This is a genomic window from Gracilibacillus marinus (assembly GCF_042651725.1).
In the GTDB taxonomy this organism is placed as follows: domain Bacteria; phylum Bacillota; class Bacilli; order Bacillales; family Amphibacillaceae; genus Gracilibacillus; species Gracilibacillus marinus.
In genome coordinates, this window is record NZ_JBHSDV010000005.1 from 208167 (window position 1) to 223366 (window position 15200).

At 35.2% G+C, this 15200-nt stretch carries 15 protein-coding genes; 9 read left to right on the forward strand and 6 right to left on the reverse strand.

Annotated features, from left to right (window positions below):
* Positions 1–26: 26 nt before the first annotated feature.
* The gene (locus ACFOZ1_RS14520; protein WP_390200454.1) at positions 27–350 is read right to left on the reverse strand and encodes a winged helix-turn-helix transcriptional regulator; all 324 of its coding nucleotides are present in this window, start codon (positions 348–350) and stop codon (positions 27–29) included.
* Between the two features lie 137 nt (positions 351–487).
* Between ACFOZ1_RS14520 and ACFOZ1_RS14525 the strand changes: the two genes are divergently transcribed.
* A complete protein-coding gene (locus ACFOZ1_RS14525) occupies positions 488–1018 on the forward strand; it encodes a YceI family protein (RefSeq protein ID WP_390200456.1) in 531 nt (176 codons plus the stop codon).
* 359 nt (positions 1019–1377) lie between these two features.
* Here the strand turns inward: ACFOZ1_RS14525 and ACFOZ1_RS14530 are convergent, their stop codons facing one another.
* On the reverse strand, positions 1378–1737 hold the full coding sequence (locus ACFOZ1_RS14530; protein ID WP_390200458.1) for a nuclear transport factor 2 family protein: 360 nt from the start codon (positions 1735–1737) through the stop codon (positions 1378–1380).
* Between the two features lie 200 nt (positions 1738–1937).
* On the opposite strand from ACFOZ1_RS14530, the gene nrdD reads away from it, so the two are divergent.
* The 5 genes from nrdD (at position 1938) to ACFOZ1_RS14555 (ending at position 6869) form a co-directional block, all read left to right on the forward strand.
* Positions 1938–3878 carry an anaerobic ribonucleoside-triphosphate reductase gene (gene nrdD / locus ACFOZ1_RS14535; protein WP_390200460.1) on the forward strand — a complete coding sequence of 647 codons (1941 nt, stop codon included), beginning with the start codon at positions 1938–1940 and terminating at the stop codon, positions 3876–3878.
* Positions 3878–4531, forward strand: a complete 654-nt coding sequence (locus tag ACFOZ1_RS14540) for a 4Fe-4S cluster-binding domain-containing protein (protein WP_390200462.1) — start codon at positions 3878–3880, stop codon at positions 4529–4531. Before nrdD ends, ACFOZ1_RS14540 begins: the two co-directional genes overlap by 1 nt.
* Positions 4532–4665: 134 nt before the next feature.
* Positions 4666–5472 (forward strand): VLRF1 family aeRF1-type release factor, encoded by an 807-nt coding sequence (locus ACFOZ1_RS14545; RefSeq protein ID WP_390200463.1) that lies wholly within the window; start codon positions 4666–4668, stop codon positions 5470–5472.
* Positions 5473–5665: 193 nt separating this feature from the next.
* On the forward strand, positions 5666–6277 hold the full coding sequence (locus tag ACFOZ1_RS14550; protein ID WP_390200465.1) for a hypothetical protein: 612 nt from the start codon (positions 5666–5668) through the stop codon (positions 6275–6277).
* Positions 6278–6368: 91 nt separating this feature from the next.
* Positions 6369–6869, forward strand: a complete 501-nt coding sequence (locus ACFOZ1_RS14555; RefSeq protein ID WP_390200466.1) for a cupin domain-containing protein — start codon at positions 6369–6371, stop codon at positions 6867–6869.
* Positions 6870–7149: 280 nt separating this feature from the next.
* On the opposite strand, the gene ACFOZ1_RS14560 is transcribed toward ACFOZ1_RS14555, so the two are convergent.
* Both ACFOZ1_RS14560 and ACFOZ1_RS14565 read right to left on the reverse strand, forming a co-directional pair.
* Entirely contained in the window at positions 7150–8382 is a 1233-nt protein-coding gene (locus ACFOZ1_RS14560) for an MFS transporter (protein ID WP_390200468.1), read from the reverse strand.
* A gap of 523 nt (positions 8383–8905) precedes the next feature.
* Complete coding sequence (locus tag ACFOZ1_RS14565; protein ID WP_390200469.1) at positions 8906–9769, reverse strand: YitT family protein; 864 nt, start codon at positions 9767–9769, stop codon at positions 8906–8908.
* 290 nt (positions 9770–10059) lie between these two features.
* Here ACFOZ1_RS14565 and ACFOZ1_RS14570 point away from each other — a divergent pair, with 290 nt between their 5' ends.
* The 3 genes from ACFOZ1_RS14570 to ACFOZ1_RS14580 are packed head-to-tail and all read left to right on the forward strand — an operon-like array spanning position 10060 to position 13608.
* Positions 10060–11490: an ABC transporter permease gene (locus ACFOZ1_RS14570; RefSeq protein WP_390200471.1), complete on the forward strand. Its 1431-nt coding sequence runs from the start codon at positions 10060–10062 to the stop codon at positions 11488–11490.
* Between the two features lie 14 nt (positions 11491–11504).
* Positions 11505–12176, forward strand: coding sequence for an ABC transporter ATP-binding protein (locus tag ACFOZ1_RS14575; protein WP_390200472.1), 672 nt, complete (start codon positions 11505–11507; stop codon positions 12174–12176).
* A complete protein-coding gene (locus tag ACFOZ1_RS14580; protein ID WP_390200473.1) occupies positions 12169–13608 on the forward strand; it encodes a PASTA domain-containing protein in 1440 nt (479 codons plus the stop codon). Before ACFOZ1_RS14575 ends, ACFOZ1_RS14580 begins: the two co-directional genes overlap by 8 nt.
* Positions 13609–13685: 77 nt before the next feature.
* On the opposite strand, the gene ACFOZ1_RS14585 is transcribed toward ACFOZ1_RS14580, so the two are convergent.
* Positions 13686–14126 (reverse strand): cell wall hydrolase, encoded by a 441-nt coding sequence (locus ACFOZ1_RS14585; RefSeq protein WP_390200475.1) that lies wholly within the window; start codon positions 14124–14126, stop codon positions 13686–13688.
* 89 nt (positions 14127–14215) lie between these two features.
* Positions 14216–15070, reverse strand: a complete 855-nt coding sequence (locus tag ACFOZ1_RS14590) for an SPL family radical SAM protein (protein ID WP_390200477.1) — start codon at positions 15068–15070, stop codon at positions 14216–14218.
* Positions 15071–15200: the final 130 nt, after the last annotated feature.

Sequence of the window (15200 nt, forward strand, 5' to 3'; positions counted from 1 at the left end):
ACAGCATTTCTTTGGGTATACTTTTACTAAATGAGTGTTTCATTGTCCACCCATGTCTCAGCCCATTGTTGGATATTCTTTAAAACGGGTTCCAATGCTCTTCCTTTATCAGTCAATTCATACTCTATTCTAACAGGTGTTTCATTATATACTTTACGATTTACGATACATTGTTTTTCTAAATCTTTTAATCGCTCAGATAACACACGACCGCTAATTCCAATCGTTGATTCTATATGGGAAAAACGTTGTGGACCTTCTAACAATTGAAATATGATTAGTCCAGTCCATCGCTTATTCAAAATGTCTAATGCTGACTCGAATCTAGGACAAATTGTTTTATCATTCATCACTTTCACCTCTTATTTAGTAGTATAGCAGAAAATAAATTAGAAATAAAATAACAAAATTACTTGACGTAATTAATTTTCATTTGTATACTAAGTTACATAAAGTAAGTTAATAATTTTTAGGAGGAATATTAAAAATGACAACAGTAAAATTAGATAAAGTACACAGTGGATTGAATTTTCAAGTAAAACATATGATGGTATCAAAAGCAAAAGGTGAATTCCAAGATTTCGATGTAGACTTTAACGGAGACTTTAATGATTTAGAAAATGCATCTGTAAAAGTAACAATTAAAGTCGATTCTATTGAAACTAATAATGATGATCGTAATGGACATTTAAAATCAGGTGACTTCTTTGATGTAGAGAACTACCCTACAATTACATTTGAAAGTACTTCAATTAAGAAAGTATCTGATGATGAATTTGAAGTAACAGGCAATACAACAGTTAAAGATACAACAAGAGTAGAAACTTTCAAAGTAGAATACAACGGTATGGCTAAAGACCCAATGGCTGGACACATGGTTGCTGGTGTTGACTTAGACGGTAAAATAAACCGCGAAGACTACGGTTTAACTTGGAATGCGGCATTAGAAACAGGCGGCGTACTAATCGGTAAAGACGTAAAACTACACGGTTCATTTGAATTTATTATTGAAGGATAATAATCAAAAGCAGAAATGCCCGTCTAGAAACGTAGTGACTGGAGTGCATCAACAGAAATAAAGGAATCACGGCGAGGTACGAGTCGATGATGACTTATTGATCGTTGATTCACGAAGTCGCCTAGTTTCTGGGCATTTATGCTAGATGATACAAAAGCAGAAATGCCCGTCTAGAAACGTAGCGACTGGAGTGCATCAACAGAAATAAAGGAATCACGGCGAGGTACGAGTCGATGATGACTTATTGATCGTTGATTCGCGAAGTCGCCTAGTTTCTGGGCATTTACGCTAGCCGATACAAAAAGTAAAAGCACACATCTGTTCATTTAGCAGATGTGTGCTTTTTCTATACTAACAACTTATGCTTCCAAAACATAACTAATTATTTCTTTAATTTTCCCATCTTTATGCTTATTTAATTTATAGATATCACAAAAACTATAATGATTTAGTTCTCCGTCACGATCTGTCGTATGGATGACACCATGAACAGCAGCTTCTTTTCCATGTGTAATCATTGTTTCGATGTCTAATTCAAACTGATTGCCACTTTCCATCCCTTCTAATGCCTGTCTTAGTGATTCTATTCCCCGAATCGTATCTGTACCGACCATGCGCCATACAATATCATCTGTCACACTTTCTAAAATTTTCCCGACATTACCTTTGACAAATGCTTCATTAAATTCACGAAAAAATAATTGGTTTGCTGTTTCCATTATGTTTGGCTCCTTTTTTTAAATCTATTATATCATTTTAGCAAAAGCAGACTTTTTTTACACGAATTCACGTATGCAATATGTCTTGATAGATTAACTTTCCAAACATCTAGGTACAATATATAGTGATAAATATCACTATTAGACACTATATATTGTATTAATGTAGAATCATCATATTGATAAGGAGAGTTCAGTCTATGTTCCAAAATTCAGAGCAAATTATCCAGAAATTCACTTCGAATACAGAAGATAAAAAAGCGGATTACTTAAAACGTGAGAATAGTAACTATGTCTATTCCTTACCATTATTGCGACATAATTTAAATAATCATGCAGAGGAAGAATTTTTATTCCGACATGTTCTCCCTAAAAGAATAAAAGAACTATATGATGATGGCATTGTGTATGTGCATGACAAACAATTGGCACCATATTGCGTCTCCATTAGTTGTAAAGATATTGCGATGAAAGGTATTCCATCACTCGCAAAGAATATGATTACTTCCAAACCAACTAAGCGATTATCCATATTATTACGCCATTTTAGTAATGTGGTTACATTAATTTCTCAACAAGTATCAGGTGCGGTCATGCTTGCTCAATTATCGACTATAGCCGCTTCCTATTTATACGCTGAAGAACAACAAGGCCATGAGTATGATAAAGATGAGTTAAAGCAATTATTCCAAAGTTTAATCTGGGAATTGAACATGCCGCTTCGTTCAGGTGCGCAGAGTAGCTTTTCTAATATCACACTTGAATTTGGCAAACCGTCTGAGGAAATTAAAGATGAATATATTGTAATCGGCGGTGAAGCACTGTCCATGACGTATAAAGATTTACCAAGTACATATTTTGACCAAATTAATCAAGCAATTATTGACGTCATGAGTGAAGGTACAGGTAGTGATGGCATTCCATTCACATTCCCATTACTAACCGTACAGATTGATGATGATTTCAACTACCAAAATCCATTATTTCTAGAGTTATTAGACAAAATGTACAATTGGGGTGGTGTGTATTTCGAGAATTTCAAAACAGCCCCATTTGAGAATACCTATTACAAATCATTAAACCCTATGATTCAAGCAAAAGATCCAGAAGTTAGTCGTAGTTTATGCTGTCGTCTTCAAATTAATTTAGAAACATTATCTAAAGCTGGCGGTGGTGTATTCGGTTCTTCTACTGGTTCCACTGGTGCTGTACAAGTACTCAATTTGAATATGAATCGATTACTGATTGAATTCGGACACGATTTAGCTTTAGTAAAAGAAAAAATGGCCGAATACTTAGAAGTTATGCAAGAAGCACATATGGCAAAAAGAAAATGGATTGAACAAAATAAAGAACTATATCCTACCTTCTTCTCTTATAACCATAATCTAAAAAATTATTTCAATGTCTTTGCCATCACTGGGATGAATGAAGGACTTGTCAACATTGGTTATGAGAATGGCATAAAAGATTCAGAAGGAAAATTAATTGCACATGACTTAATGCAATACATGACAGAAATAGTGAATCACTTCATTGTACGTGACAAAGTGGCATGTGGTATTGAATATGCACCTGCCGAAAATGCAGCGATTAAGTTGGCGAGACATGATCACAAATGGGCTAAGAAGAATGGTCGAGAAATTTTTACACAAGGCGAAGGAGAGAATCCATATTTAACAAGCGGCTGCATGACACCATTTTCTGAAGAAGACTTTTTAGAACAATTAGAAAACAGTGCAGAATTTCAAGGATATGCCACATCAGGTAGTGTCTTGCATCATTTCTTAGAAGCTAAAGTAGCACCTGAAAAGTTAGCAATATATATCGATCGTATTTTCCAAAAACCAATTAATTATATTACATTAACACCAACAATTACTTCTTGTATGGCATGTGGTCAAAAAATTATTGCAGAAGATGCCAAGAATATTAAACAATGCCCGACATGTGAGTCACATGATATTGCCACATTCAGCCGTGTGATTGGTTATTTGAAAATGATTGCTCGCAACAATATTGAAGTAAATGACAAAGGATATTATGAAGGAAAATATAACTTCTGGTCTAAAGCAAGACGACATGATTGGAATGAGCGTAAACGACTAAAAGAAGAAACAATGGAAGAAGCTGTGAAATAATGGAGTTTTACAACAATTTCATTCGTACATTTAACGACTTACCAGATCATACGACACTACTAGTTCATTCCTTATCAGGTTGTCTGCTTCATTGCTATGGGTGTCATAATTACGATGAAATTATTGCTAACAAACCAAAATTGTATAAGACAGAACAAGATTTATATGATTATTTAGATAAAAGTGGCTTCTTATTTGATGCGATTATGTTCAGTGGGGGAGAATTTCTAATAGATAAAATAGATGATATCATTCAGTTACTTACACGTGTCCGGAAATGCTTTGATGGTAAAATCATTGTAACAACATGTGGGGCATATCCAAACAAACTAAAGCAACTGATTGAACTTCATTTAGTTGATGGTATTCATATTGATATGAAATTACCTTATCACGCATTAGATATTAAGGAAGATAAGGAGATATTCCAAGCAGTCATTGGCATCTCACCTAATCAAAAATTAATCACTCATTTCCTTGAAAGTATCAACATTGTTTTGCAACACAATTCACCATATGATCAAGTGCGTACAGTGAAATACCCAATATTAGATCAAGCATTTTTTGACGAAATCGAACAATACATCACAGATCAAAAAACATATTGGGATAGTCAAGTAGCCTATTACCTGAATGAATTTTTAACAGTATAAAATACAAATGACGCATTGGAAATCATTGCGTCATTTTTTTATCACCAATTAGAATGTTTAACTATGATAGTTAACGGTTACATGAGTAGTGTAGTACATTTTCTAATACTAAGAAATAAAGGAGTAGTGCGCGAATGGATATTAAAGAACAAATAAAGCAATGGAAAAAAGTATCTTTAGCCAAGCCGAACAGAGTTTTTTCTATGTATTTGAACACAGACCGTGCCGATCCCGACCAACAAGGTGGCGAATGGAAAATACACCTTAAGAATGGATTGAATAATTTCGAGAAGTATTTAGAAAAAGATAACAACAAAGAAGAACAAAAGAATTTTACCATCATTAAAGATAAAGTACTTACATTTATGAAAGAAAACGAACAAAGTTTAGCCAAAAGTGTCGTCATATTCGCAACAGCTGATGGATCCATTTGGTTTGCTGATAAATTCCAAATGCCTGTCACAACTGATTTTGCTTGGGATGAGGATGTGAAGATTAATCAATTAAAACAGATGCACGAGAAATTTCCTAAATCAGGGATTATTCTTACACAAAGAGAAGCGGTACGTGTACTTGATACAGAATTAGGCACAGTGAAAGATACACATATATTCGAATTAGACATCGAAACAGAAGATTGGCGAGAATATGCTGGGCCCCATCGCGCGCAAGCAACTGTAGGTAATGGCAGTAAAAGCACACAACAGGATCAATTCAAGGAACGTTTTGAGGCCAATCGTTATCGTTGGTATAAACAATTAGCTGCTACACTTGATCGATTTGCGAAAGGGTTACACTGGGACAACATCTATATTGTAGGTGAAAAAGATGAAGTGCATGATTTAAAATCAAATATGCAAAAAAATATCACAAAAGTTGTTCCTAAAAATATGTTAGATCATGAACCGACTAAAATTATAAAAGAAGTTGTTTTTAAATAAAGACATACTTTTAAAGCAGTTCCATTCCGATTAGCGAATGGAACTGCTTGTTATTTTATAGTCAACGCTCAAAAATATACGTTTGTGCTCGAACACTTGTCCATTACATTCTCCTTTAAAAAGAATATAGTGTATTAGAAACGTAAGCAATATTGTCTTATGTTTTCTAATTCATTCTTTAAGGAAAGATTATATGGCTGTAAATAGAGATAAAGTATTAGCCGAATTAAGAGAAAAGTTAGAGAATAGAAATATGGACCCGTCCGTTCAAGCTGTGTTAGATCAAGTAGCAGATGCACAACAAGCAAACTGTCATCGCGTTTTATTTGATTGTTGTCACCTCACATTATCACCCGAATCCGTAATCGATTTACCAAAAGGATTGATCAATATTTATGCGGATTATTTCTTCCTTGAATGTTGCTCGAATCCTACTACAATTGATGGGATTACAGAGTGTGGCACACTTGTCAATGCATGTACCGCTCAAGAAGTAAAAGCAATAGGGAATATTAATTATGTTACTTCATTTAACGCTCCTACATTTTATAACAATGGTGCCGCAGATTGTAACAGAACAATGAATCACACATTCTCTTGTGCTAGTACGTTATGTGTGAATCACACATTATGTTACACTACACCAGATACAGTTGATCCATGCCCAGAATTTTGTAATGGAAATGTATTGGCATTTGCCTATATCTCTGATGTAGACTATTGCAACCCTTCTAAAGCTGTTGTAACCATTTCCGTTATTTTCATCTTACCTGAGTGTGAGAATGACATTCCAGTTAACAACTAATCTTCCTACTCTCCTTAAGTAATTTTGTCACACTACTAGGCGTTTGCATACTATGTAGAGAAAAAGTTACTAAAAAAAAGGAGAGTCCATTATGTATAATTATCCGTATTCCTGCCATCCAATGAGCCCTACACCACCTTATTGGAATCAGCCATTTTATCCAACAGAGGCGTATCCAATGATGCAACAAATGCCTTCCTATGATAAAGGAAATTCCCCTAATGTGGTGGATATTCAACAATTAACAAAGCACAATCATTATTTCCGTACAGTTATTTGGACGGGCAAACACCTTCAAGTTACGTTAATGTGTATTGGTGTCGGTGATGATATCGGTTTAGAAATTCACCCACACACGGATCAATTCCTGCGAATAGAAGACGGTGAAGGTCTTGTGCAAATAGGCGAGCACAAAGATCAACTAACCTTCCAACAATATGTATGTCCAGGCTCAGCCATTATGATCCCAGCTGGCGTGTGGCACAATCTAATCAATGTAGGAAATCGCCCATTAAAACTCTATTCTATCTACGCCCCACCAGAACACCCATTCGGAACAATACATGCCACAAAAGCGCAAGCACCCGTTTAGAAACGTAGCGACTGGAGTGAAGTAACAGAAATAAAGGAATCACGGTGAGGCACGAGCCGATGATGACTTATACTCACCAGTACAAGTGCGACTATACCTCATGTATTCACATGAGGTAAGTCTTCTATGTTGATAGTTGCTTCACGAAGTCGCCTAGTTTCTGGGTGCTTAAGCTGGATGCCACAAAAGCGCAAGCATTCGTTTAGAGACGTAGGGACTGGAACCTGAAAAAGCAAGCTACATCTTGTCCATGTAGCTTGCTTTTTCTTATCTATTTCATTCAAGAATGTACTGGATAATGCGCGACTACTTCTTCTTTATTTCGTTTCACTGTCACAACTAATGCTAAACCACTTATTACTAAGATCGAACTACTAAAGAAGAATACTGTTGCGATTGTATACATACCTGCAATCCAACCGCCTAAAATAGGTCCAATAATATTTCCTAGAAAACGAATACTCGTATTATAGCCAAGTACTTCTCCTTGAATATGGAGCGGCGTGACTTGACGTATATATGCAGTACGAATTGGAATGATGCCACCAATCGCCATTCCTAGTAAAAAGCGAACGACTATGAGCTGACTAATCGAGGAAACAAATCCACCTGGAAAGAAAAAGATACCTGACAAGAACAACAGAAGAATGAGTACTTTTTCGTAACCTATACGATCAGCTAATTTCCCCCAATTCCTAGACATAAAAAGATTCCCTAACCCTGCAGCAGAAAATGCTAATCCAGAGAAAAAGGCAATACTAGTCGGCCCATGAATTTGGTCCACATATAAGGATAATATTGGTTGAATACTAAAATTAGCAACTTGGACAAACATAGATACGATCATTACCATTACAAGAATGGGGTGCGCAAGAATATGCTTTAACACTTGCAAAGAAGTATATTTCTTCTCATTTTCACTTTCTTCCTCTATTCGTCTTTCTTTAATCCCGACTAAGACGAAGATTGCTGCAGTAAAAAGAGTAATTGCAGTTAATTGAAATGTGTGTGCATATCCAATAAGATCAGCTAGTATTCCACCAAACAATGGACCTAGCAAACTCCCAGTTACATTCCCTGTTTGCAAAGTTCCTAAAACCTTACCTGCAATATGTTTTGGTGTTTGTGTCGAGATAAATGCTTGTGACATCGAGATAAAACCAGCAAAAAGTCCCATGAATAAGCGTAATAAAAAGAGTTGATACACATTCGTAACAAACCCCATCAAAAGTACACTAATTCCTAAACCAAATCCAGAGATAACCAAGAAAGGCTTTCTACCTCGTTTATCCCCATATCTTCCCCATAGCGGTGAGACAAGAAATGCGATAAAGAAGGTAATCGCAAATACCCATCCAGACCATTGTTGAACAAAATCATCAGGATAATTTCCTAATGAACCGATATATAATGAAAGAAACGGAATCACCATCGTCATACTTGCTGCAATAAAGAAATTCGCAAACCACATGATAAACAGATTTCTTTTTGCTACTTGTTGTTGATTAATCATTATCCCCTTCTTCTAATTTAATTTTAACCATGTTAGGAAGTGACTGTTTTTTAAAACTATTTCGACTCCCTAAATATAATGGTACGCCTTTAGTATATGAAAATAAACATATCTGCTCATAAATTAGGGATTCTTCGAGCCACGCTGGGATTCTCATAGCCACGCTGGAATTCTCATAGCCACACTGGAATTCTCATGGCCACGCTGGGATTCTCATAGCCACGCTGGAATTCTCATTAACCAAGAAGTGAATAAACTTCTTTTTTTAAAATTAATGCTGGTTTTTCATTAATCCCTGCGTGGCTCTCATATTTCCTGTGTCCCACAAAGAATCCCAGCGTCATTCTCATTTTCCCTGCGTCCCACAAACATTCCCAGTGTCATCCTCATTTTCCCTGCGTCCCACAAAGAATCCCAGCGTCATTCTCATTTTCCCTGCGTCCCACAAACATTCCCAGCGTCATCCCCACCACATAAGAAAAAAGCAGCACCAAGCTCCCACTCGATACTGCCTCACCCTACATTAGTGAATATTCGCTTTCTTAAAGTTTCCACCTTTTACTTCTGCAACATCGTATACTGTTACAAATGCACGAGGGTCAATCTCTTGAATGATTTCTTTCATTTTGCTTTCTTCTAATCGGTTAATTACACATGTAATTTCTTTAAATTCTTCGTTAGAATATGCTCCACGAACAATATTGTAAGTCGCCCCTCTTCCTAAGCGATCACGTATCGTCTCTACCATTAATTCAGGTTCATTTGTAATGATTTTGAATGTTTTGGAACCACTCAAGCCTTCTTCTACAATATGAATGACTTTCGATGCTATAAAATATGCGATACCTGATAAAAAGGCACCTTGTAATCCAAATACTGTTGATACAACAATAAAAACAAACAAATTCAAGAACAAAATTAGATCACTTGTACCAAAAGGTAGCTTACGGGATAATAATACTGCTAACATATCAATCCCATCTAGAGCACCACCATTACGCAAGGCAAGTCCCATCCCAAAACCAATAATAATACCACCAACAACAGTAACAAGTAATGTATCTCCTTCAATGATTGGTGGTATATGATGCATCAAGCTCGTACCAATCGCTAATGAAACAATACCAATAATTGAATTAATCGCAAAACTTTTACCGATTTGTTTGTATCCCAAATAGACAAAAGGAATATTTAGAATTCCAATTAATATACCTAATTGTAGACCTGTCCATTGTGATCCAACAATACTAAGACCTGTTACACCACCATCAGATACATTATTTGGAATAAGAACTGCTTCTAATCCATATGCAGTAATAAATCCACCTAATACAATTATTACTATCCGAATCACTTTAGTTACAATATGTAAATATCCTTTTTTCAAAAAAATACACTTCCTTCTAAAAAACGACTATTTTTATTTTACTTTTTTCCAAATACACTCGTCAACTTTTAATAAATATAGTAATATTTAACATGAAAACAATTATTTTATATATTTCTATAAATTTATGAAAATAATTGTAACTTTTTAGATGATTCATTCGTTTAATTAATGAGGGCTTCTTTACCTACATATCCTATTTAGAATACATACACTAATGAATATAGAATCTAACATCTATATAGAATAAATTTGCTCTCATCATTAATATAAAGAACAGGGGGAAAGACATGAGTTTTTTTAAGCGTGGATTATTAAGTATTACGAGAAGACCAGGCAAGTCGATTATTTTGTTAGCAGTTTTATTTATTTTGGGAAATGTGATTGCAGGTGCGATTTCGATTACCCAAGCAACATCTAATGTAGAAAGTACGATTAAAGATCGCTTAGGTTCTGCTGCGACGATTGAATTAGATTATGAGCAATTAGACAAAATGGAAGAATCGGAATTAATGAATTTTGAGATGCAACCATTAAAATTGGATCTAATTGAAGAAATTGGGCAACTTTCTTATGTGAAGTACTATGACTTCAACAAAATGCTCTATCTTGGTTCAAAAGAAGTAAATGCATACTATGGAGAAGACACGGAAGTCGACTTCGCTGTTGAAGAGAACGAAGAATACATTAGCACAGACTTTCAATTTAAAGGAATTAACTACGCACCAGTTGTTGATTTTGAAGAAGGAAAAGGTAAGCTTGTAGATGGACGCGTGTTTACGGAAGATGAAATAAAGAATGGTACTCCTGTTGCGATTATTTCTAGCAAAATTGCTGAGTTGAACTCTGTACATGTTGGGGACACGATTTCATTCATCAATTCTGTCTATTCTTTTAATGAAGAAACAGGCGAAGAATCTGTAGATAATTCTAGAGAAGTACCAATTGAAATTATTGGGATTTTTGAACCACAAAAAGTAAATACTGACACAGAAAATAACGAAGAATTTAATTGGATGGATATTGATTACCAAAATACTGTCTATGTATCTAACGAGTTAGTTGCTGCAGAAACAAAGCATTCTATGGGTGAGATGGCCGGAGAGTATGAAGAGTATTATGTACCGATTTTTGTTTTAAAACAACCGGAAGATGCACAAGCATTTGAAGAAGAAGTCAATCCATTATTACCAGAATTATATGTAGTGAGACATGCAAGTGATGCGTACGATTCTATCGCAAAACCGATTGAATCCATGTCTACATTATCTAAATATGTCCTTATCGTATCTATTGCTACTACAATTTTAATTATCGGTCTTGTTGTTCTATTATTCTTACGAGATAGAAAACACGAGCTAGGTATTTATTTATCACTTGGTGAGTCTCGAGGAAAAGTTATCGGACAAATTATGACAGAAGTATTGATCGTATCCATTATTGGAATGACTCTATCCTTATTTACTGGTAATCTTCTTGCACAATCGGTATCTGATAAGATGATTGAAAGTAATAATGAACAGACAACAGATGAGATGTTCTACTATTCAGAGTTGCAAACAGATTTAACAACAGATGATGTATTAGCAGCATATGAAGTGAACTTATCTACTGAATTCATTCTATTATTCTATGGTGTTGGAATTGCTACTATCTTACTTTCCACACTCATTCCATTGATTTATATAATGCGTCTGAATCCGAAGAAAATAATGATGTAAAGGGAGGTAAAAACATGATTTTAGAAGCAAAAAATCTGAACTATTATTATCAAGACGGAGAAAGCCGAAGATATATTCTAAAAGACACGAGCGTTTCCTTTGAACAAGGAAAATTTTATACAATTCTAGGACAATCAGGCTCTGGAAAGACGACACTATTATCCTTACTTAGTGCGATGGATAAACCGCACAGTGGAGAAGTACTTTTTCACGAAAAGAATTTAATTGAAATTGGATATGATTCTTATCGAAAAAACAAAATCGGGATTATTTTTCAAAATTATAATCTTATCCCTACATTTACAGCAGTTGAGAATGTATTAATCGCAATGTCGATTACAGAAAATGATATACCAAAAGACCAAAAAACGGTTGCTTACAATCTATTAGACTATATTGGTATTTCGCAAGAGAAGGCAAATCGTACTGTAAATAAATTATCTGGTGGTGAGCAACAACGTGTTGCTATAGCAAGAGCTTTATCTACGAATGTGGAATTAATCTTAGCCGATGAGCCTACAGGTAATCTTGATGAAGAGATGGAACAAGAAATCATTGATATTTTTAAGAAATTAGCTCACGAACATAATAAATGTGTCATTATGGTAACACACTCAAATGATATCGCACTCCAATCTGACGAAGTTTTATATTTAAAGAAAGGCGTTTTAAATAAACATGAGTGATTTTTTATCTAATTTCGATAAAGACAAATATGATGATTTGTCTAAAGAATCTAGTTCGAAGCCCACTAATAAACAGGAGCAGAGTGACCTTCCAGCTCCTGCGGAACATGAACCAGTAGTGGATAGAAGAAGTACACGCGAATCCAATGAACAAATAGAAATAGACCCAACGTACAGAAAGAAAAAACGGAATAAAATTATCCTATTTAGCGTACTAGCAATCATTGGAATTGCTCTTATTGGATTCATTTACTATCAACTTTCTTATATTGAAATGAAAGATTTCGTTGGAGAGCCGATATCTGATGCAAGAAAATGGGCAGATGAGAACGATATGGAATTAGAACTTACACATGAATTTAGCATGGAGTATCCTGCGAATCAAATCATGACACAATCTGTTGTAAAAGGGAAAAAAATTAAAAAAGGTTCAACAATTTCGATTACTAGTAGTAAAGGACCTGATCCTGAAGCAAAAATAGAACTGCCTGATTTTGCTGTTATGACAATGAGTGACTTTGAAGCTTGGAAAGAAGAAGCGAAAGCAGAAAATATTCAAGTTGTCACAGAATATAGCGATGACGTTAAAGAAGGCGAATTCACTCGATTTGTCATTAGAGATGAAACGATTTCCGAAGACAATTATCGAAGACAAGATATTGCAACAATCTATTTTTCTAGAGGTAAAGAGACATTTGAAAAAAATATTAAAGTTCCTAATTTCAAAAACAAATCAAAAGAAGAAGTAGATCAATGGGCGAAGACAAATGAAATTGACGTTAGCTACAAAGATGCTGCTTCTGATGATGTGGAAGCAGGATTTGTTGCTAGTCAAAGCATCGCTGCAGATGAACTCGTTGCGAAAAAAGATAAGATAGAAATAACTCTGTCACTAGGTAAAGCAATTGAAGTTCCTAATTTCGCTAACTACTCTGTCGAAGAAGCAATGACTGTGGAAGGACTAAATGTTACTGTAAAGCAAAGGTTCCATAACAAAGTGAAATTTGGACAATTAATTGCACAATCGATTGAACCAGGTACAAAGCTAACGGACCAAGACAATAAGAACATTACTGTAACTTACTCAGAAGGTAAGCCATATCTTAGAGATTATCGTGGCCAATTAGAGGGTGACTTACCGCGCCTATTCTATGAAGATTATCAGTCTAAAGGTGCTAACATTTCTTATATTATTAAATATGTCGATTCAGCAGAAGTAAAAGGAACCGTTGTAGGCATGAGCCAATTTAATTCCTTTGTTTCCATGGATTATACTGTGGAAATACGCGTAAGTAACAACAAATCTGTTGAAGTAACTACACCTACACCACCTGAAGAAGAATTACCAGTGCCGGATGATTCTGATAATAAAGATGAGGAAGCGCCAGAAATAGAAGATTTACCCGCACCAGAGGAACAAGGAAAAAAATAAATAGTCAAAAACCGACACTTAGCTACTATATTTGTAGACAAGTGTCGGTTTTTTCTTGATTTGAATTTCGTGTAAGTTTACCAACGATACGCGCCTTCACACGTATTTGCTTGTGGTTCATAATAACAATGTTGTTTGAATTGTCCCGCAAAAGGTTGGTCATACCATGTCGGAGGACAAGGTCCATATGGATTGAAATACCATAATGCATATTTCGAAGGATGTTCACGCCAATACTTCACAACTTGTTCCGCTAATCTCTTTTCTACATCTCTCGCCCGATTGTAGAATACGTTCCCTTTTTGAACGGCTTCAAAAGAGTAGTTACCACCTTGAATTTGAAAAATCACATCTCTAATTGATCGTAAATCTTTAAAATCTAAACAATTTGCTTTTAATCTATTTATAATTACATTACCGACCATTAACATGCCAAGCTTTCCTTCGCCTTCTGCTTCTGCCCGCATCATTCTTGCTAGTAACGCGAGATCATTGTCTGTATATTTCACTCTTGCCACATTCATCACCTCTAAGGGCATTATATGAAATAAGAAGAAAAATGTTTTTAGAACAAGGCATTTTTACATTTAAAATGATGATGGAACTGTCATCGTCCTTTCTGTTCTATTTGCTTTGGAAAACCTTCTTCTTTAGATACACGAACACATTCGGCAGAAAAGTATTTCTTGAAGTACTTCTCTACTTTTACATGCAATTTGGGATCATACCATTTCTCTAGATGATGTTCCAGAAAGAGCTGTGGCATACCTAATCGAGATGACCTCTTGCCCATTGCTCCATCTCCAATCATCAATGTATCAATCCACACAGCATCGACAATCCCTTTTAATTTATTTGGGAAATTCCTTGTAAATGGGAGTACAGGTGAAATCGATGCTTGTGTAACAATCCCCGCATCGTGTAACTCCTTCATTGCTTTTAATCTAATTCCTATACCTGGTGCATATGGTGCGAAAATTCGCTTGATATCTTCTCTATCTGTTTCCACTGTCATTGAAACAATTAATTTACACTTTTCCTTTAATTGTATAAGCAAGTCGATATCTCTTGTAATTAGTGGTCCTCTTGTTTGTATCTGTAATAAGTCTGGTGGATGGTCAATCATCACTTCTAATAAATTACGAGTTAACTCCGTGTTTCTCTCCACTGGTTGATATGGATCTGTTGCTGAAGCCATAAATATATTGATGACTTTCCCTTTTTTGCGTAGTTTGTTCATTTCTTTTTGAAGAATTTCTTTAGCATTTGATTTTATCTCAATCCATTCACCCCATGGTATATCTTTAAAGCGTTGAATAGGCATTTCTCTCACATAACAATACGAGCACGCAAAACCACAGCCACTATAAGGATTTAAGGAATGTGTGAAACCAATATCTAGATACCCTTTTGTCTCTGTTAATATCTTCTTAGAAATAATTTCTTTTTGTTGTTGCTGCATCCAGTACACCCCGTTTATTTTGTATGCTTTATCACTCATCCATACACTTATTTGTGGAAACATGTTATAATAGAAAGGAATTACACATATAATAAATGACCCGTAGCGGCAACTACGGGTATAGATAAGT